The following is a 17,758-nucleotide window of genomic DNA, read 5'->3' as shown; positions in this document are numbered from 1 at the left end:
AGGTGGGTGTGCGGAAGTCGGATTTCCGGCCGACGCGCACCGCGCCACGACGCGGCCGAACCCCGCAGCGGAGTGTCAGCCGTGATCAGGCTCCGCTGCGGCACCCAAGGAGAAGAAACCGCCATGTCATGACCCGCCGACTGTACCCAATCCGGGAAGTCCCGGACAGACATTCCGGTTACCCGGGCGGGTGCATTGGGGCGCCTTCGGGTAAACGCGCAGCTCATTCCGGCGAGGCGCAGCGCGAATCGGTCATCGCCAAATAGGTGAATGATGATCACAAAGCCACATCGTGAGACCACCGATGACAGCATTGTTGACAGTGGATAGGTTGGCGATCGGGTTCAGGGCTCGTTCCTGACATTCGTGGCCATACATCGGGCGGGCCACGGAACACGATCCAAGACGGGGGAATCGTGGTCCATCACCCTTATACGGGCGCGCGCACATTTTCCGAGGTGCTGGCGGGCCTGGACGCGGACGACCGTGGCCTCACGTTCGTCGGCACGACCGGCGAACAGTACGTGCCGTTCACCCAACTCGCCGCGCGCACGGCCGAGCTGGCCGCTCGCTGCGCCGGTCTCGGGCTGCGGCACGGCGACCGGGTGATCCTGGTGCTCGACGACCCGGCCGAATTCGTGCCGGCCATTCTCGCTCTGTTGAGGGCCGGCATCGTGGCTGTGCCCTACCTGCCGCCGTTCGTGCTGTCCCAGCAGGAGACCTACGGGACCGGCCTGGGACGCGTATGCCGGGCCGCGGGCGCGCGGCTGGCGCTGCTCGGCGCCGCGGCGCGCCGGGTGGTCGGCGAGTCCGACGTGGACTGTCCGGTCATCGACTTCGCCGGCCTGACAGCTGCGCCGGTCGGCGCGGTCGGCGAGGTGGACCCGGCAGACCCGGCGTTGATCCAGTTCACCAGCGGGAGCACCGGCGCGCCCAAGGGCGTCGTGGTCAGCCACCGGGCGCTCGTCGGGCACGGCCGGGCGCTGGCCGCCGGTCTCGGCATCGACGGCACGGTGGACCGCGGCGTGAGCTGGCTGCCGCTCTTCCACGACATGGGCCTGATCGGTAAGGTGTTCGCCGCGGTGCAGACGCAGACCCCGGTCTGGTACGTCACGCCGCAGCGCTTCGTCCGTGACCCGATCGGCTTCCTGCGGCTGATCTCCCGGGTACGCGGCACCATCGTCTTCGCGCCGAACTTCGCGTTCGGGCTGCTCGCCCGGCGGGCCGCGGCCGAGCCACCGGAGGGCCTCGACCTGTCGTCCTGGCGGATCGCGGGCTGCGGCGCCGAGCCGATTCGGGCCCAGACGCTGCGCGCGTTCGCCGAGGCGTACGCCCCGGCCGGCTTTCGCGCCGCCCAGCTGGTGCCGTCGTACGGCCTGGCCGAGTGCACCCTCGCCGTGTGCGCGACCCGGCCGGGCGAGGGCATGCGCACCCTCAGGCTGGACGCCGACCGGTTCGCCACCGAGCACCGGGCGGTCGAGGGATCGACCATGGAGCTCGTCTCCTCCGGCCCCCCGCTGCCCGGCGTACAGGTGCGGATCGTCGGAAAGAACGGCGCCGGACTGCCCGACGGGCACGAGGGCGAGATCGCCGTCCGGTGTCCCTACCTCGCCGACGGCTACTTCGGCGACCGGGCGGCCACCGCCCGAACCTGGCACGACGGCTGGATGCACACCGGCGACACCGGCTTCCTGCACGAGGGCGAGCTCTACGTGACAGGACGGATCAAGGACGTCGTGATCATCAATGGCCGCAACTATCAGCCACACGACATCGAGCTGCTCGCCGAGCGGGTGGACGGCGTGCGGCCGGGCGGGGTGATCGCGTTCGGCACCAGCCGGGACGACACGGAGGCCGTCCACGTCCTCGTCGAGGCGGTGCGCTATCCGCCGGCCGCCGGCCTCACCGAGGCGATCGCGACGGCAGTCCGCAGCGGCCTGCGCATCCCGGTGGACGACGTCACCGTGGTCCGCCGCGGCGCGCTTCCCCGTACCAGCTCCGGCAAAGCCCGCCGGAGGCACGCCGCCCAGCTGCTGCGCGAGGGCCGGTTGGCCGTCGTGGCACCCGCCGCCACCCCACCAGGGAGGGATTCATGACCCGACCGGGTCCCGTCATCGGTCAGCCATACGTGGTTCAGCAGGGCGACACCATCACCGAGATCGCGTTCGTCGCGTACGGCGACGCGCGGCGCTACGTGGAGCTGGTGGCGCACAACCGGGACCTACCGGATTTCAATCCGGCCCGGCTGCGACCCGGGATGGAGTTGGACATCCCGGAACCCGACTACCTCCCGCTGCCGGGTGGGGTCGGCGGCTTCCGGGCCTCGGCCGGACGGTCGTTCCAGCTGCGTCCGTCCGCGGCGCAGCGACCGCCGACGCGTACGTCGCAGCCGGTGCCGCTCCCGCTGACGACGCGCAAGGAGGAGAAGGACCATGACTGACGTCTTCCATCGGGTACGGCGAGTCATCGCCACGGTCGCGAAGATCCCGGAGGCCGACATCAAACCGGAGAATCCGGTGACCGGCCTGGCCAACGTGGACTCCATCGTGCTGCTCGAGGTGGTGGCGCGCACCGAGCTGGAGCTCGGCATCGAGATCGACGAGGAAGCACTGTTCGGCATCGCCACCGTCGGCGAGTTCGTGACCGCCTGTGAACAACAACTGGCCGAGGACGAGAAGGGCGACAACGATGGCACGACGACGCAAGCTGCTCCTGATCGCGCCGCAGGCGACGTTCTTCGGGCGTAACCCCGAGCACCAGCGTTTCAAGCGGGAGTCCCGCGAGTTCCAGTTCTTCGACTACACCTGGACCGGCTTCGCCACCGGCCTCATGATCGTCGGCTCGCTCACCCCGCCCGAGTGGGAGGTGCACTACGTCGACGAGAACATCGAGCCGGTCGACTTCGACGAGGAGGCGGACCTGGTCGCCCTCACCGGGATGACCGCGCAGGCCGACCGGATGTACGCGATCGCCACCGAGTTCCGCGCCCGGGACGTGCCCGTGGTGGCCGGCGGCCTGCACGCCAACCTGCTCCCGCAGGAGGTCGCCCGGTACGTCGACGCGGTCTGCGTGGGCGAGGCGGAGGCGCTGTGGCCGCAGGTCCTGCGCGACTTCGAAGAGGGCGAGCTCCAGCCCATGTACCGGCAGACGGCCCGCGCCGACCTGACCCGCGCACCCCGGCCGCGCTACGAGCTGGCGCAGCAGCGCTACTACCCGAGCATCTGGATCGAGACGTCGCGCGGCTGCCCGCACACCTGCCGGTTCTGTGCGGCCACGATCCGCTACCGCGACAAGCTCGGCTACAAGGACCTCGACCAGGTGGTCCGGGAGATCGAGATGGTGCGGGACCGCTGGGACAGCCCGTACATCCTGTTCTCCGACGACAACTTCGTCGTGGACCGGCAGCGCACCCGGGAACTTCTCAAGCGCCTCATCCCGCTGGGCATCAAGTGGAGCGGCCAGTCCGACGTCTCGTTCTACAAGGACCCCGACATTCTCGATCTGATGCACGAGAGCGGCTGCATGACGATGCTCATCGGCTTCGAGAGCGTCTCCACCGACAGCCTGCACAACATCGACGAACGTAACTGGAAATACCGCGCGCTGAAGACGTACGTCGAGGCGACGAAGACGATCCAGGATCACGGCGTCGGCGTCTACGGCGCGTTCACGCTGGGCCTGGACACCGACACCAAGGATTCCTTCGAGGCGACGTCTCAATTCGTCAAGGACAACTATCTGGCCGGCATCCAATGCTCATGCGTGACGCCGTTCCCCGGCACGCCACTGCGCGACGACATGGAGCGGGAAAACCGAATCGATCTCTCGAAGCCCTGGTCGTACTACACCGTCTTCGACTGCGTCTACGAGCCGAAGAACATGACTCCGGCCGAGCTGGAGACCGGCACGCTCAGCGTCTACCGCGACTTCTACAACCGCGAATTCTCGCTCAAGAAGACCCGGCATTTCAAGGGCATCTACAAGAACCTCGTACGCAAGAAGGTCGAGCGGGAGCAGGCGCTCGCGACGACCGGCCGGAGCATGGTATGAGGGTGGTCGTCGTCGGCCCGGGCGGGATCGGCCGGGCCGTCGTGCGAACCCTGGCCGCCGAGGGCCACGAGGTGGTGGTCGGCTGGCATGGCACCAAGGAGGCGCTCGACGACCTGCCGGCTCGGCCCTTTCAGGTCGACGTGCTCGACCCGGCATCGTGCCGGGACTTCGTGGGCGCGGTGTGGCGTACGGCCGGGCCGTTCCGCGCCCTGGTCACCTGCTTCGGCGAGGTGACCGAAGGCCCCGTGCTGCGCAGCGACGATGCCGCCCTGCGCCGCTCGGTCGAGATCAACCTCGGTGGCGTGGCCAACCTGTGCCGGGCTGCCGCCTTCCGGCTCATGAAGGCCGGCGGCGGCACGATCGTGACGATCGGCTCGGCGGTGTCGCGCATGGGCATGCCCGGCCTGTCGGGCTACTCCGCCGCGAAGGCCGCGCTCTCCGCCTACGGGCGCAGCGTCGCCGCTGAGCTGGCGCCGTACGGCATCACCTGCAACACCATCCTGCCGGGCTTCGTCGACTCGGGGCCGACCGCCACGCGAGACGAGCGGTGGAAGGAGACCGTGGCCCGGCACGTGCCGCTCGGCCGGCTCGCCGATCCCGGCGACGTCGCCGCCATGGCGGCGTTCCTCGTGTCGCCGGGTGCTGCCTACATCACCGGACAGGAGTTCGTGGTCGACGGCGGCCTGTCGCTCGGCGCCGCCGCGCTCGCCCGCGACCTGGTGGAGGTGCACCGTGGTTGAGCAGCACAGCCCACGCCAGACGCTGTGCACGTTCTGCGGGGTGGTCGATCAGGTCACGATCACGCCGAACGACAAGGTCCGCGGCACCGGCTCGATGGGCGTATGCGTCAAAGGCGCGCACTACTTCCAGAAGCACCTCGGCTCCGATCCTCGCGAGGTGGCCCGCTTCACCAGTCCGATGCTGCGTTCACCGTACGGCTGGGAGAGGGTCTCCTGGGATTACGCCATCGACATGGCCGCCGACACCATCCTGGCCGACCGGCAGGAGTTCGGACGGGATTCGCTCGGGTTCTACGGCGTCGGCCAGATGACGCTCGAGTCGCTGTGGGTGGCCAAGAAGTTCTTCCAGGGCCACCTGGGTACCAACAACATCTGCTCGAACGCCGAGCAGTGTCTGGCGAACAACGCCGGCGGTCACGAGCTGGTCTTCGGCAACGAGGGCCCGTTCTCCAGCTACGACGACTACCGGCACGCCGAGGCGATCTTCTTCTACGGCCACAACCCGGCGATCAACCATCCGACCGTGTTCCAGCGTTACGTGCGCCAGAATCGCGCCGCCGTCAAGGTGGTGGTCGACCCGCGCCGCACCGACACCGTCGAGCAGCTGCTACGGGACAATCCAGAGAACATCCACCTGCCGGTACGCAGCGGCGGCGACGTGCTGCTCAACTGCGTCATCGCGCGTTACCTGGTGGACCACCGCGCATGGGATCGCGGGTACGTCGCCCGCCATGCCGACCCCGCCCTGGCGGACGAGTTCCTGAGGTTCATCGGCACCGGCCCGTTCGGGCTGGACGAGGCCGTGCCGCGGTTGACGCCGACCGGCATGCCGGTGGTCGAGATGCGCGAGCGCATCGTGCGTGCCGCCGAGCTTTGGCGCCGTGACCGCGTGGTGACCACCAGTTCGGTGGGCATCAATCAGACCGTGGGCAGCGCGGGCGTAGCGTCCATCCTCAACCTGCACCTGCTCACCGGGCACATCGGCGAGCCCGGCCGCGGCCACGTGCGCATGGCTGGGCAGTCGAACGCCTCCGCCGAGCTGGCCCTGGGCTATTCCGGGCGGTTGCTGCCCTTCCGCATGCGGATCGCCGAGGAGCGCGACCGAACCGAGATGGCGGCCATCTGGGAGCTGCCGCCCTGGAGAATCAACCCGGAGCCGGGGCTGCCGGTGGCGTCCTTCGCCACCTCGGACCGGCTGCGCACGCTCTTCGTCTTCGGCACCAACCCCGCCCGCAACTTTCCCAACCTGCGGCGGTGGCGGGAGAAGATGATGGATCTCTGCATCGTCTACGTCGACTCCTATTACAACCCGGAGATTCTCGAGTACGCGGACATCGTGCTGCCCTGCCGCACGAAGCACGAGACCGCCGGCATTTTCCTCAACGGCGAACGCCGCCTGCAGTTCATGGAGCCGGTCGAAGAGCCTGCGTTCGAGGCCTGGAGCGACGTGCGGATCGTCTGCGAGGTGGCGCGCCGGGTGGCCGCCCGGCTGGAGGAGGACGCGCGGCCCTCCGCCGGCGGTGACGCGCGGCTGACCGTGGCCGAGGTCGACGATCTGGTGGCGGACGGCAACCGCGACATCGATCCGGCGGCACTCGACAAGGCGTTCAGCTATCCCACCGACGACTTCGGTGAACCGCTCAGCGAATACGTCTGGAACGAGGTACAGGCGGCCTCCCGCGGGTTCTACAACGAGTTCGTCGACGGGACCGGCGCCCCGATCACCCTGGATCAGATCCGGGCCGGCGAGGGCGTGCAGTGGGCCGGCGAGCGGCGTTACCAGCCGTCCGGGGAGGGGCCGCTGTCCTCCGCCGTGCGCCGCGCCGAACGCCGCGCGGCCACGTTCTTCGTCCCGCCGCCGGAGCGACTGCTGCCCTTCCAGGAGCGCAACCGCGGCGGCTTCGTGCTGATCACCGGGCGGGGCGTGATGGGCGACAAGGCCAAGCGCCACAACGTGGCCATGTTCAACTCGTCCACCGCGACCGGCGCCGACGACTGGCCCGACGAGAACAGCGTCTACGTCAACGACGCCGACGCCGCCCGGCTCGGCGTGACCAGCGGGGCGCGGGTCGGCCTCCGCAACGAGATCGGGGCGATCGAGTGCCGTGCCGAGGTGAGCCCGGACGTGCCGGCCGGCCACCTCTACCTCACCTTTCACCCGGACAAGGCGGACACCCATCCCAACTTTCTGACCAGCTCCGACAACATCGACCCGCACACCTGGCAGCCGCTGCTCAAGGACACCCGGGTGGACCTGGTCGTAGGCGGAGGGCAGCCCTGACGATGCTCGCGTACCCGGTGCGGCAGTTTCTCCGCTTCGCCCGTCCCGAGCCGCGACCCGACTTCCTTTCGCCGGCCGACTTCGGGCTGGTGGCGTCGCCGTTCGAGATCGTCACGGTGGACCTCGTCCGCATCGCCGGCTGGGCATTCCGGCCGGAAAGCCCACGCGGGGTGGTGATCCTCTGCCATTCCCGCGGCACCGACAAGTCTCGCGTGCTCGGTCAGGCCGAACTGCTCTTCCGGCGGGGCTACCTGGTCGTGGCGTTCGACTTCCGCGGTTGCGGCAAGAGCGGGCCGCCGCCCCGGCGGCTGTGGGGCAGCCTCTGGGATCCACTCCACGATCTGGAGGCGGTGGTACAGCACACCGTCGACCGGCTGCTGGCTGACCTTCCTTCCCTGCGTACGCGGATCGCCCTGCTCGGCTGCTCGTTCGGCGGCAACATGGTGATCGCGCACGCCGGACACGGCCCCCGCCACTACCCCGCGGTGATCTTCGACTCGACGCCGCTGGTGCGCTGGCAGGACATGCTCGACACGCTGCTGCGCCGGGAACGGCGGGGAGCACGATGGCGGCGGGTCCGGGCGGCCGTCGACTGGTGCGTCGTGCGCGCCGTCGTACTGTGGACGCGGGCGACGCCGCTCTACAACCACGCCACCCGGTCGGTCAGCAAGCTGGCCGGCACCGTCGTCCTGCACATCGTCGGCGAGCGGGACAACCTCTTCGACGTGGCGGAAAGCATCCGCTTCCTCGAGGAGAACTGCGGTGGGGAGACCGAGGTGTGGCGGGTCCGCCGCGGGCGGCACCTCACCAACCACCTGGTCGACCCGCAGGGCTACACCGACCGAATCGACGCCGTCCTGACCCGAGCATTCGCCATCCCGACCGTCCGGAGCGAGGAAAATGCCTGAGATCAGCGCCCCCGAGCAGACCGACGAGCTGCGCCACAGCGAGCGGGTGAGCCTCACCATCGCCGACCTCGACCGCGGCTTCCGGCTGAAGTCCCGCACCGCGACCGCGCTCACCTTTCCCTTGTTGTACGGCCAGTTCGGCGCGAACGTGGACGTGACCGCCCTGCGCGCCGCCGGCAACGGTTCGGTGCTGACCTACGCGGAGCACGAGCGCACCGGCGGACCACTCGCGGTCGGCGCGCCGATGGACGTCGACTTGGCGATCCGGCACAGCGAGCTCTCCGGCGCGGGCCTCGGCGACCCGGCGGCCCGGCTCGGCTTCGAGTGCCGCTACGACCTTCGCTCGCCGATCGGGACCGGTGATCCGAAGCGCTATCGCGACATTGCCGACCCAACCCCGTCACCGTGCGGTCACGGCCGGCTCGTGCTCACGCTGATCCGCCCGTTCGGGCCGATCACCCGCCGTCTCGTACGGGAACCACTGCCGGAGACCGCCCACCTGCGGGTACATCCCCTCGACCCGCCGCACCCCACGGTCGAGGAGCTGAGCACGGTGCCCGGCGCCCTGACCGAGGCCACGCCCGCGAACGTCGAGTCCGCGGGCTGGTTCGGCCTCCAGCACACCGACACCAACCAATATGTGTTCTCCGCCGAGCTGCTACGCCTGCTGGAGGACCACGCCACCCTCCTGGTGGGCGACGCCGGCTTGGCGGTGGCCGGGCACACCTTCGAGAAGGTGGCGGCCCTGTTCAAGAAGCCGTTCGAGGCAGGCAGTCGCTACGTCGTACGCGGACGACTCTGGACCGACGAGCAGATCTCCCTGGCCATCGTCGGCATCCACCAGGTATCCGAGGACGGCGTCGCCCCACAGCCCGCCGTCTACGGCCGGCTGCAGGGACGCCTCGACAGCTGACGGGTTCGGCCGACCTCCCATCGCTCCATCGCGAAGTGCGATGACGGCGCAGGGTCCACCGCCCGATGCTGGTCAGTCAGAAGAGGCCAATTTCCATCTGCTCCAGAATCACCGACCAGTAGTTCTCGTCGTCGTCCAAGGCGCGTGGGTCGACCTTGCTGACCGCGGTGTGCAACGCGTCGTAATTGGCGGACACGTCGCCGGCGTGGTCCCGCCGGCCCCGCACCGCCGAACACAGCAACTCCACAAAGGCACTCACCGTGGTGTTGACGAACCGGGTGGGCAACTCGGGGGTGTCAACGCACGACCACAGCGCTTCCGTGGCCAGGTCCAGGCTGAAGTCGCCTCCTTCGTCCCGCCCGATCTGGCACCAGGTCCCTGTCCCGCTAGCCGGGGTGAACAGTCGGGGCGGCACCGGCTCGAAGCCGTAGTGGCCCACGTGAACCGGAAGTCCGACGTCCACGAGCACCCGCACCGCGTCGTCCGGCAGCCCGAGCCCGTCGACCGCCTCCCGGTCCAGCAGCCGCACGTGCGTCTCCGACCAGAGTGCCAAGAGATCCGCGTGTGTGACGGTCATCGGGACGGCCTCTTTCATCGCGGCCCGAACAGGAAGCTGAGCGCTTCTTCCAGTTCCAGGTTGCCGAACTCGCGCGACAGCCTAAGGGACGTCTCGTAACTGGTTGAAGGCGTTACCCGGCGCGGGGCCGCACGGCGGCCGGTAGCCGCCGGATCATGATCGCCGGGACCAGCGCGGCGAGCGCGGCCAGCAACAGCGCCGCCGCGGTCACGGCCAGCGCTAGCGCCGCCAGCCGGCCGTCCACCTGACCGACCAGCAGTGCGACCGAGCCGAGGCCGGCCGTGACCCCGAGGACCTGGTGACTGCGCCAACTCTCGGCCGGTGCCCTCGCCAACCGGGCGGAGCAGGGACGGCTGGTCCCCCGAACCCGACGCCGCTACGAGCAGGTCCAGGCCTTGCTCACCGAGGGGCGGCATCCGGGAGATCACCCGACGACTCGGCCTGGCCCGAGGCACCCGTCCGACGATTCGCCCGCGCCACCGCTCGAGTTGTTGGCCAAACCCCGCGCCGGTCGGCCGAGCATCCTCGACGAGCACCTCGACTACCTGCACCAGCGCCTCACCAACGGCGTCACGAACGCCACCACACTGTTCACCGAGATCCGCGCCCGCGGCTACTCCGGCAGCTTCGACTGGTCGGCGCTGTCCCCGCCACTCCACCACTGCCACTGCTACGAGCTGTCGCCGACCGCGGGCCAACTGCGGCGGCTGCAGCGCGAGGCGAGCCAACGGCTCGCCCGACTCGAAAACGAGGCGACGGCCCCTGATGGTCGGAAGTAGCGGTCGCGGGCTGGGCGCCAGGTGAAGCTGCCCAGCCCGCCAATCCGCCTACTTCTTTACGGACGCATGGACATGCAGAGCGTTCTCGTAGAACACCCAGTCGAAGCCCGCGTCGACGGCGAGCCGGGCGAGTCTTCCCAGCTTGGCTGCGTCGAGATCGCTCACCGTCATATCGACCGCGCGGCCCTCGTAGTGGGTGCTTTCGGCGGTGTGCTCGTTGTTCTCATCCCAGCCCTCCGTCACTCGTAGTTTCTTGCCGGGCCACTCCTTGACCACCAGGGCCGCGAGCTCGTTGACCATGTCGCGGAGCCGCGGGGTCATCATGCGATCGGCGTCCGTCTTCTCCTCATCCTTGAACACGATGTCTGGGTTGTCGTTCTTGACCAGAGCGTTGAACTCGGGTGAGCCACGGACTACCTTGCCCGCGATCGGTCCTACGACCGACGCCTCGCCTACGTTGGGCACTCTCTCCCCAAGGCTCAGGGCTGGCGTCGATCCCCCGTCGGCAGCGGCCGGGGTCGCACCGAGAAGTAGTTGCAGCAATGAGCCGACGATTCCGCTCGAGCCGCCACTGCCCACTGCTGTGGTGTAGCTCTGATCCTCGTAGTCGGCGGTGGACGACGCCGGCACGGTGCTGGTGGTCTGCCCGCCAGTCGCGCCGGTCGTCTGCCCGCCAGTCGTGACCGTCGTCTGCCCACTTTCCGTCCCACCGCCCAAGCCGCCGCCGCTACCGGTGGCGCCAGCGCCCGTGGGTGCGGGCGAGGAACCGGCTGGGCCACCACGTTCGGTGTCCATCTTCCGGCCGTGGTTGATCGCTGCGCCGCTGTTCGAGATGTTCGATTGTGCTGGGGCGTTTGTCGGCTTTCCGGTAATGGCGGAGGCGGCGATCGCGCCAATGGCGGCGATGAAGTCCGCCGCCGTCCTCATGTTCTGGCCGGCCTGTGCGGCCGCCTGCTGGGCCTGCCCACTGGTGGCTTTCAGGCCCTGGCCGGCCAGTCCAATGGTGGCCGCCAGGCCGCTCATGTCACGGAACATGTTTGCGGCCGTCAAGGCCTGGAGAACCGCCGACATCCCCTGGGGATCTGGCAGCGAAGTGGGCGTGACAATGTTGACCAGCGGACTCGCGAACTGGCCCGGCTTCAGATCCGTCTGCTGGTTTCGCGTGTCGGTGTTCACGGGCTGAATTTCGGTGGGCTGCAGAGGGATTGGAGAATCTTGCCAGTTCCAGAAACGGGTGATGTCGAGGTGTTCGGCGGAGTTCGACCGGCCGAGCACCGCTTCGGCGAACACCCCTCCGCTCGGCAGCGGTACTAGGTCCTGCCGGACGACCCCGGTGTTGATGCCATTGCTGCCCATCAGCCCGTGCGCGCGGAGCCACGTGGCCCACGCGATCCGGGCCTGGTCGTTGCTCTGCCCGCTGTCGTCTGGGTCGACCGGCATCCGGAAAACCAGATAATTTCCGACAGTTGTCACCGGCGTTGGGTCGATGATCTGCAGCAGCGGCTTGCCATTGTACGTATAGGGAGAAAGCAGCAGCGCCAAGGTTGCCGAATCCATGGACCGCCACAAGGCCTGGTTGTAATAGAGCCGGTTGCGACGAAGGTGTTCGGCGAGCGCTGCCTCCATTACGCTGCCGCCGCTGTCGGCGGCCGTGGCAATCGTCGTGGTCTGCCCCCCGGCGCTCTGCCGATCCAGAACAACGGAAAGGTTGACGGATTTGATGTCTGACTTCTCGGCGACGGCGGCCGGGGCGACCTCAAGCGAGACAACGGCCTGCGGTGGAATATCGGCTTTGCCGCGTACGGCGATGCTCGCCACGTCTCGCCACTCCATTGGCTGGGAGATGGCTGCGGTGCCGTTCGCGCTGATCGGATATCCTTTGACCGATCCGTCCCGGCGGGTGATCACCACCTCGGCGCCCTCGGCGATACCGACGGTGCCGATCCGCGTAACGGCCGCGCCGGAAGGCAGGACCACGCCACGGTTCGCGACGATCTTTGCGTCGTTGCCGAGCACGTCCGAAATCGACGCCGAGCTGGGCAGAATGATATTGCCGACACCGTTGGGCGCGGGGTCGACGACCCCCGGCGATGACTTCAGGTCCACCGCGACGAGCCCTTGCTCGCTGACCAACGCCCTCGCCGCGTGCCGATCAAGCGCCCACTGACTCAGCGTGCTTCTCTGCAGAGGAGTGAGCTTCTCCGAGGATCGGAAGTCGAGAAGCTTCATCGGTATGAAAAGGCACTTCTCGACCTTCTGCAGTGCCACCTCGACTCGGAACAGTTGCACGACTTCATAGTAGGAAATGGTGAGGGCGTGCATGTGGTTGTAGTTGGCTACGATCCGGGTCGTGGCTTTCGCCGCTTCCGACTCGGCGACCTCTTCCACCACGGTTGCTCGGCGACTGCGGGACGAATGGGCAGCCTGATGAGTCGCGTCGGCGATGTTCTGCGACATAAAGGCGTTCACCTCGCGCCGACCGCTGGAGGTGGAGAAGCTTGTCGCGGTCGAGGTGTTGGTAGCCTCGCCTGTCGACGTCGACTCGAGCTTGATGCCCGGCGTCTTGCTGAAGGGGTTGATCAGGTCGAGAGCGCTGGGCCAGTCCGTCAGGCCGCCGCCTGCCGTTCCGCGCTGGGTCGAGTGAGCGGATGTGTTGGACCGACTGAAACCCTGCTGTGCCTCAGATGCGACGGACTGGACGACTTCGCTGAGAGCACGGGTGTGCGTGGTGGTGTTTTCCAGATTCTCGAACTGGCTCCCCGATTCCGACCGTTGCCCGGTGGTACGCCGCGACCAGTCCACCATCGCGATGCGCGTCGCCTCACCAGGCGCGAGCGCGAGGCTATGCAGTAGTTGACCGAGTGCCAAGCCCTGCCCGTACCAGGACTGTGCGTAGGTGAGCAGCGCACCCTCGGCGGGCTTGTCGAAGCCATACGTGTCGTCGACATCGCCGAGGTCGACGGCACCGGACTTGCGGAGGTCCTTCTGCGGCTCGCCTTCGATCTGATCGATAAGCAGGGTCGAGTAGTAAACTCGTTCGGTTGGGTAATCGCCGTTGCGGGGCAGCAGATCAGGCGGCGATTCGGATTCCCGTTCGAACCCGGATTCCGGGTTGAAGATCGCGTCGAATAGCGATCGCGCCGCGAGGTAGGGCGGCCATATGGCCAAGTCTCGAATGCTGCCCACGCCGAGCGCGGACTGCGCTTTCGCCCCCTGACCGTCGGCCGAGAAGGCGGAGAGAAGTCCCAAGCCGCCATTGGCGAGCTCGTCGATCTCCTTGCCACCGGCGGCGTCGCTGAGGATGCCGCTCGGTGCGCCCCCGAACCGGGCGAGCACACTGAGCGGATCCGCTGCTGCGGCGGCGATGAGCCGGGCTGACTCGAACACCGGGGACACGGCGAGGTCGAAGACTGTCTTGACGCCGATTTCTTCGAGAACCTGCCGCTCCTGCTCGTCAACGCCGACGAGGATCGAAGGCGGGCTCCGAAGCACCTCACCCGCGCTCAGAGCGCTCTGCGACGATTTCACGCTGATCGTTTGGTTTCCCATTTTTGACCATTCTTATTCTGGCCACCGAGGGTGGCTTGACCTTGTCATGGCGTACGGCGCTCAACGCACCGCCTGTCGGCTGGCGTATCAGTTGGAAGCCAGCGGCATAGTCGTCGGCGAACGGCGGAGCTAGGTTCGTGGGTGGCGGCCTCGCTGAAGTCCGGCAAGCGCCTCGCGGCCACGCCAGATGTCCCACTGGCATATCTCGCCAATCCCGCCGAGCTATGGGCGGCCACCTACCAGAGTGCATTGGCGGAACAGGGGCGCGCGAATGATTCATTAGACACCTTGGGTGGAGACCGCCAAATGTGATGGGTCCGATGTTTGGCCGATCACGAGAAGGGCCTCTACCACCACGCTCGTACGTCTATTTGCGACACGAAGTGCGGTCGGAGCTGGCTATCGGGCACCGGAGCGTATTGCCGATAGGGTGCAGTCGGTATTGGCACGTCGTCCCGAATCACCTGCCGAGCGGAGACCACAGGCCGGCGAGCGCTCCGGCGGTCTGGATGCCGAGCGAGACCGCGTCCGTTGATGACCGCTCGGTAGCGGGCATATAGATGGCTCCTTTCTCTGTGAGAGGTGAACGGTTGGCGGTCAGGCGCCGGCCAGCTCGCAGAGCAGCGCGGCGGCGGCGATTCGGGTGATCTCGCCGGAGGAGTCGGCGTCGTGCAGATCGCGCAACAGGCCGTACACCTGGGCGGTGCGGACGCCGGCGCGGCCGGCTGCCTCTACCATTTGCTCGTCCGGGTTGTCGGCGTTCAGAAGCGCGCTGCCGTCCCTGACCCAGCAGGCGGCCCTGACGATGTCCCGGAGGTCATCCGCGGGATACGGGGTGAGCATGCGGTCCAGCTCGGCGGTTACCTCGGCGCGGGTGGCCGCCTCGGCGCCGTCGCTGGTCAGCAGTCGCCCGTCGGGGGTCCAGCCTGCTCGGGAGGCGGTCTCGTCGGCGATCCGCCGCGCGGACGACCCGGCGGCGGCCTCGTGCTCGGCCACGGGGGCGGCCTTGTGTACCGCGGGCGCGACGGCCTTGCCGCAGGCCGGGACGAGAAGCGGTGCGATGACGAGCGGCACGAGCTTCAGGAGCAGGTTTTTGCGTCCGTGGCATCTGATGGGGTTCATGGGGGCAGCGTGTGTCGCCCCGTGTCCCGGTTTACAGGGAGCATGGTCCCGACTTGCGGCCGGGACAGCAGCCCCGAACGACGCTCGAGGGCCTTTCTCGGTGGCGGTGCTGCGCGGCAGAATGAGGGAACCATGAGGCTGCGACGTCCGCTGATGGCTCCCGCCGTCGTCGCGGGAGTTACCGTCCTGCTGTCCGTGGCGACTCTGTCGGGTGTCTGGGCCAGCCGTCGCGGGTTTGCCTCGTTCCTGTCCGGCAACCAGGCCAACACCTGGCTGGCCGGCCTGGCGTTCGGCGTGGTCGGCGCGTTGGTGCTGCGCCGCCAGCCGACCAACCGGCTGGGTCTGGTGCTCGGGATCGCCGGGCTGTGCGCGGCGGCCAGCGCGACGGCGGCGGAGTACGTGGCGTACACGCTGCACACTCGGCCGGGCGCTTTGCGCGGCGCGGGCGTCGCCGCGCTGGCCGTATCGCTGTGGCTGCCCGCGTTCCTGCTGCTGGTGGTCGCGCTTCCGCTGCTGTTCCCGGACGGGCGGCTGCCCTCGCCGCGTTGGCGCGCGCCGGCCGCGGTGGCGCTCACCAGCGGCACGGTGGCCACCGTGGGCATCGCCACCGTCGACCAGGTCGTCGCCGATGAGACGGGCGCGGCTTACCACAATCCGCTCGACCTGCCGCTACCCGACGGACCACAACTAATGGTCACGCTGGTGGCGTTATTCGTGACGATTGCAGTCGGCGCGGTGGCGGTCGTCGCCGTCGTGCTACGCATGCGGCGCGTCGAGCCGGCGCGGCGGCGCCAGCACGCCTGGTTCGTCGCCGCGCTCGCGCTCCTCCTGACCGCAACCGAGGCGTCGCAGTCGGACGCGGTGGCGTTCGCCCTGCACGTCGCGGCAGTGGCGGCGTTGGCGGTGGGCATCGTCCGGCACCAACTCTTCGACATCGAGACGGTGCTGTCCCGCGCCCTGGTCTACGCACTACTGACCGGCGCGGCCCTGGCCGCGTATTTGCTGGCCGCGGCAGCGCTGGGGGCGAGCCTGGATGGCGGCGTCGGGCCGGCCCTGGTGGCGGCGGTTGCCGCGCTGCTGCTGGCCGGGGTGCGGCACCGCGTGCAGCGGGCGGTGGAGCGATTCCTGTACGGGCGCCGGGACGACCCTTTGGCCGCCCTGACGTCGTTCGGGGAGCGGCTGGCCCAGACGATGGACGTCGACGCCGTGCTCCCGGCGGTCGTGGACACCGTGCGGGCGACGCTGCGGCTGCCGTACGCGGCCGTCCGGTTGACGGCCGAGGGGACCTTCGCGTACACGGCCGGCGAGGCGATCACCGGCACCGTCGAGTTCCCGCTAACCTACTCCGGCGAGCCGATCGGCGTGCTCATCGTCGGAGCCCGCAGGGGCGAGCACGACCTGTCGCCGGCGGACCGGCGGCTGCTGGAGGCGTTCGCTCGTCAGGCCGGAGTGGCCGCACACGGGGTCCGCGTGACGCGGGACCTGCGCCGCTCCCGCGAGCGCATGATCATGGCCCGCGAGGAAGAGCGGCTACGCATCCGTCGTGAGCTGCACGACGGCATGGGACCGGCGCTGGCGGGCATCACCCTCGGACTGGAGACCGCGGCGCGGCGCGCGGACCACGACGGGGCCGGGGCGGCAGTCCTGCTCACCGAGTTGCGGGAACAGTGCGCGGCGTGCGTCGAGGAGGTCCGGCGGATCGTCGCCGATCTGCGCCCGCCCGCCCTGGACCAAGGCGGCCTGGTCGACGCGCTGCGCCGGCACGCCGACGTGTTCAACACCGCAGCCAGGACCCCAACGGTGCTAATAGAGGAGGAGCCGACCAGAGAGCCGTACGGGCTTCCCGCCGCCGTGGAGGTGGCGGCCTACCGGATCGCGTTGGAGGCGATGACCAACGCGGTCCGGCACGCCGGTGCCCGCACCTGCCTGGTTTCGGTTAGCCAGCGGGACGCCTTGCGGATCACGGTCCGGGACGACGGCACCGGGGTGGCTCCGGCCGCGTTCGGCGTCGGCCTGGTCTCCATGCGGGAACGCGCGGAGGAGTTGGGCGGCTGGTGCACGGTGACGTTCCGGCAGGGGCAGGGAACCCAAGTGGAGGCAGTCCTTCCGGTGGTAGCACCGTGATCCGCGTCATCGTCGTCGACGACCACCCCGTCTTCCGCGCCGGCTTGACCGGCGTGCTCGACGACGCCCCCGACATCGAGGTGGTCGCCGAAGCCCAGTACGGAGCCGACGCCCTCGACCTCGCCGTACGGCTGCGCCCGGACGTCGTGTTGATGGACCTGCACATGCCGGTCGTCAACGGCGTCGAGGCGACCCGGCGACTGGTCGCCGCGGCACCCGAGGTGGCCGTGCTGGTGCTGACCATGTTCGATGACGACGAATCCGTCATCGCCGCCCTGGGCGCCGGCGCCCGAGGCTATGTGGTCAAGGGCGCGGACGGAGATCGGATCGTGGGCGCCATCCGCGCGGTGGCGGCCGGCGAGGCGGTCTTCGGCTCCGACATCGCGGCCGGTGTCCTGCGCGTGCTCGCAGCCCACCGCCGCGGGGACCGGCCCAGCCGACCGTTCCCGATACTCACGGATCGCGAGCGTGAGGTCCTCGACCTGATCGCGGCAGGGCTCGGGAATCGGGAAATTGCCCGGCGGCTGACCCTGTCCGACAAGACCGTCCGCAACCACGTGACGAACATCTTCGCCAAACTGCGGGTCGCGGACCGGGCCCAGGCAATCATTCGGGCGCGACAGGCCGGCCTCGGCCTGGTGGACGGGGCTGAAAGTCCGTCGAGCTTCGGCCAGAGATGGACGAGCGATCCGTGACGCAAAGGAGACCGGCACCC

At 68.8% G+C, this 17,758-nt stretch carries 16 protein-coding genes; 12 read left to right on the top strand and 4 right to left on the bottom strand.

The genetic code is table 11. The features are described 5' to 3' along the window. Positions 1 to 458 precede the first annotated feature (458 nt). From LQ51_RS20240 to LQ51_RS20205, 8 genes are read left to right on the top strand one after another with little or no spacing between them, the layout of a single operon-like run. Entirely contained in the window at positions 459 to 2,096 is a 1,638-nt protein-coding gene (locus tag LQ51_RS20240; RefSeq protein WP_052744991.1) for an AMP-binding protein, read from the top strand. Further along, the gene (locus LQ51_RS20235) at positions 2,093 to 2,440 is read left to right on the top strand and encodes a LysM peptidoglycan-binding domain-containing protein (protein ID WP_156313174.1); all 348 of its coding nucleotides are present in this window, start codon (positions 2,093 to 2,095) and stop codon (positions 2,438 to 2,440) included. Before LQ51_RS20240 ends, LQ51_RS20235 begins: the two co-directional genes overlap by 4 nt. After that, positions 2,433 to 2,747, top strand: a complete 315-nt coding sequence (locus LQ51_RS20230) for an acyl carrier protein (protein WP_046568012.1) — start codon at positions 2,433 to 2,435, stop codon at positions 2,745 to 2,747. Before LQ51_RS20235 ends, LQ51_RS20230 begins: the two co-directional genes overlap by 8 nt. Then, positions 2,689 to 4,050, top strand: coding sequence for a B12-binding domain-containing radical SAM protein (locus LQ51_RS20225; protein ID WP_046568010.1), 1,362 nt, complete (start codon positions 2,689 to 2,691; stop codon positions 4,048 to 4,050). Before LQ51_RS20230 ends, LQ51_RS20225 begins: the two co-directional genes overlap by 59 nt. After that, on the top strand, positions 4,047 to 4,790 hold the full coding sequence (locus LQ51_RS20220) for an SDR family NAD(P)-dependent oxidoreductase (protein ID WP_197087848.1): 744 nt from the start codon (positions 4,047 to 4,049) through the stop codon (positions 4,788 to 4,790). Before LQ51_RS20225 ends, LQ51_RS20220 begins: the two co-directional genes overlap by 4 nt. Continuing rightward, positions 4,783 to 7,071, top strand: a complete 2,289-nt coding sequence (locus LQ51_RS20215) for a molybdopterin oxidoreductase family protein (RefSeq protein WP_156313173.1) — start codon at positions 4,783 to 4,785, stop codon at positions 7,069 to 7,071. The genes LQ51_RS20220 and LQ51_RS20215 overlap by 8 nt, the downstream gene beginning before the upstream one ends. A 17-nt stretch (positions 7,072 to 7,088) precedes the next feature. Then, positions 7,089 to 7,979, top strand: a complete 891-nt coding sequence (locus LQ51_RS20210; RefSeq protein WP_197087847.1) for an alpha/beta hydrolase family protein — start codon at positions 7,089 to 7,091, stop codon at positions 7,977 to 7,979. Then, entirely contained in the window at positions 7,972 to 8,892 is a 921-nt protein-coding gene (locus LQ51_RS20205) for a hypothetical protein (protein ID WP_046568003.1), read from the top strand. Before LQ51_RS20210 ends, LQ51_RS20205 begins: the two co-directional genes overlap by 8 nt. 76 nt (positions 8,893 to 8,968) lie before the next feature. Here the strand turns inward: LQ51_RS20205 and LQ51_RS20200 are convergent, their stop codons facing one another. Further along, positions 8,969 to 9,469: an SUKH-4 family immunity protein gene (locus LQ51_RS20200; RefSeq protein ID WP_197087846.1), complete on the bottom strand. Its 501-nt coding sequence runs from the start codon at positions 9,467 to 9,469 to the stop codon at positions 8,969 to 8,971. A gap of 112 nt (positions 9,470 to 9,581) precedes the next feature. Further along, positions 9,582 to 9,803 (bottom strand): hypothetical protein, encoded by a 222-nt coding sequence (locus tag LQ51_RS20195; protein ID WP_046567999.1) that lies wholly within the window; start codon positions 9,801 to 9,803, stop codon positions 9,582 to 9,584. 157 nt (positions 9,804 to 9,960) lie between these two features. Here LQ51_RS20195 and LQ51_RS20190 point away from each other — a divergent pair, with 157 nt between their 5' ends. Beyond that, positions 9,961 to 10,248, top strand: coding sequence for a hypothetical protein (locus tag LQ51_RS20190; protein WP_046567997.1), 288 nt, complete (start codon positions 9,961 to 9,963; stop codon positions 10,246 to 10,248). A 48-nt stretch (positions 10,249 to 10,296) separates the two neighbouring features. On the opposite strand, the gene LQ51_RS20185 is transcribed toward LQ51_RS20190, so the two are convergent. After that, entirely contained in the window at positions 10,297 to 13,797 is a 3,501-nt protein-coding gene (locus LQ51_RS20185) for a hypothetical protein (RefSeq protein ID WP_082159544.1), read from the bottom strand. A gap of 141 nt (positions 13,798 to 13,938) precedes the next feature. Between LQ51_RS20185 and LQ51_RS32880 the strand changes: the two genes are divergently transcribed. Then, positions 13,939 to 14,109, top strand: coding sequence for a hypothetical protein (locus tag LQ51_RS32880; protein ID WP_156313172.1), 171 nt, complete (start codon positions 13,939 to 13,941; stop codon positions 14,107 to 14,109). A gap of 285 nt (positions 14,110 to 14,394) precedes the next feature. Here the strand turns inward: LQ51_RS32880 and LQ51_RS20180 are convergent, their stop codons facing one another. Continuing rightward, positions 14,395 to 14,919 carry a hypothetical protein gene (locus LQ51_RS20180; protein ID WP_046567995.1) on the bottom strand — a complete coding sequence of 175 codons (525 nt, stop codon included), beginning with the start codon at positions 14,917 to 14,919 and terminating at the stop codon, positions 14,395 to 14,397. A gap of 132 nt (positions 14,920 to 15,051) precedes the next feature. Here LQ51_RS20180 and LQ51_RS20175 point away from each other — a divergent pair, with 132 nt between their 5' ends. After that, positions 15,052 to 17,043, top strand: coding sequence for a GAF domain-containing sensor histidine kinase (locus LQ51_RS20175; protein ID WP_156313171.1), 1,992 nt, complete (start codon positions 15,052 to 15,054; stop codon positions 17,041 to 17,043). Beyond that, positions 17,040 to 17,738, top strand: coding sequence for a response regulator (locus tag LQ51_RS20170; protein WP_197087845.1), 699 nt, complete (start codon positions 17,040 to 17,042; stop codon positions 17,736 to 17,738). The genes LQ51_RS20175 and LQ51_RS20170 overlap by 4 nt, the downstream gene beginning before the upstream one ends. Positions 17,739 to 17,758: the final 20 nt, after the last annotated feature.

The sequence above is a fragment of the Micromonospora sp. HK10 genome (assembly GCF_000982955.1).
In the GTDB taxonomy this organism is placed as follows: domain Bacteria; phylum Actinomycetota; class Actinomycetes; order Mycobacteriales; family Micromonosporaceae; genus Micromonospora.
Note: the sequence above shows the minus strand (reverse complement) of the source record. Positions and strands in the feature narration are given on the sequence as shown.

Excerpts from the sequence above, each read along its gene's own strand:
- LQ51_RS20235 (WP_156313174.1), top strand. The coding sequence starts at position 2,093 with ATGACCCGACCGGGTCCCGTCATCGGTCAGCCATACGTGGTTCAGCAG.
- LQ51_RS20230 (WP_046568012.1), top strand. The coding sequence starts at position 2,433 with ATGACTGACGTCTTCCATCGGGTACGGCGAGTCATCGCCACGGTCGCG.
- LQ51_RS20225 (WP_046568010.1), top strand. The coding sequence starts at position 2,689 with ATGGCACGACGACGCAAGCTGCTCCTGATCGCGCCGCAGGCGACGTTC.
- LQ51_RS20220 (WP_197087848.1), top strand. The coding sequence starts at position 4,047 with ATGAGGGTGGTCGTCGTCGGCCCGGGCGGGATCGGCCGGGCCGTCGTG.
- LQ51_RS20205 (WP_046568003.1), top strand. The coding sequence starts at position 7,972 with ATGCCTGAGATCAGCGCCCCCGAGCAGACCGACGAGCTGCGCCACAGC.
- LQ51_RS20200 (WP_197087846.1), bottom strand. The coding sequence starts at position 9,469 with ATGACCGTCACACACGCGGATCTCTTGGCACTCTGGTCGGAGACGCAC.
- LQ51_RS20185 (WP_082159544.1), bottom strand. The coding sequence starts at position 13,797 with ATGGGAAACCAAACGATCAGCGTGAAATCGTCGCAGAGCGCTCTGAGC.
- LQ51_RS20180 (WP_046567995.1), bottom strand. The coding sequence starts at position 14,919 with ATGAACCCCATCAGATGCCACGGACGCAAAAACCTGCTCCTGAAGCTC.
- LQ51_RS20175 (WP_156313171.1), top strand. The coding sequence starts at position 15,052 with ATGAGGCTGCGACGTCCGCTGATGGCTCCCGCCGTCGTCGCGGGAGTT.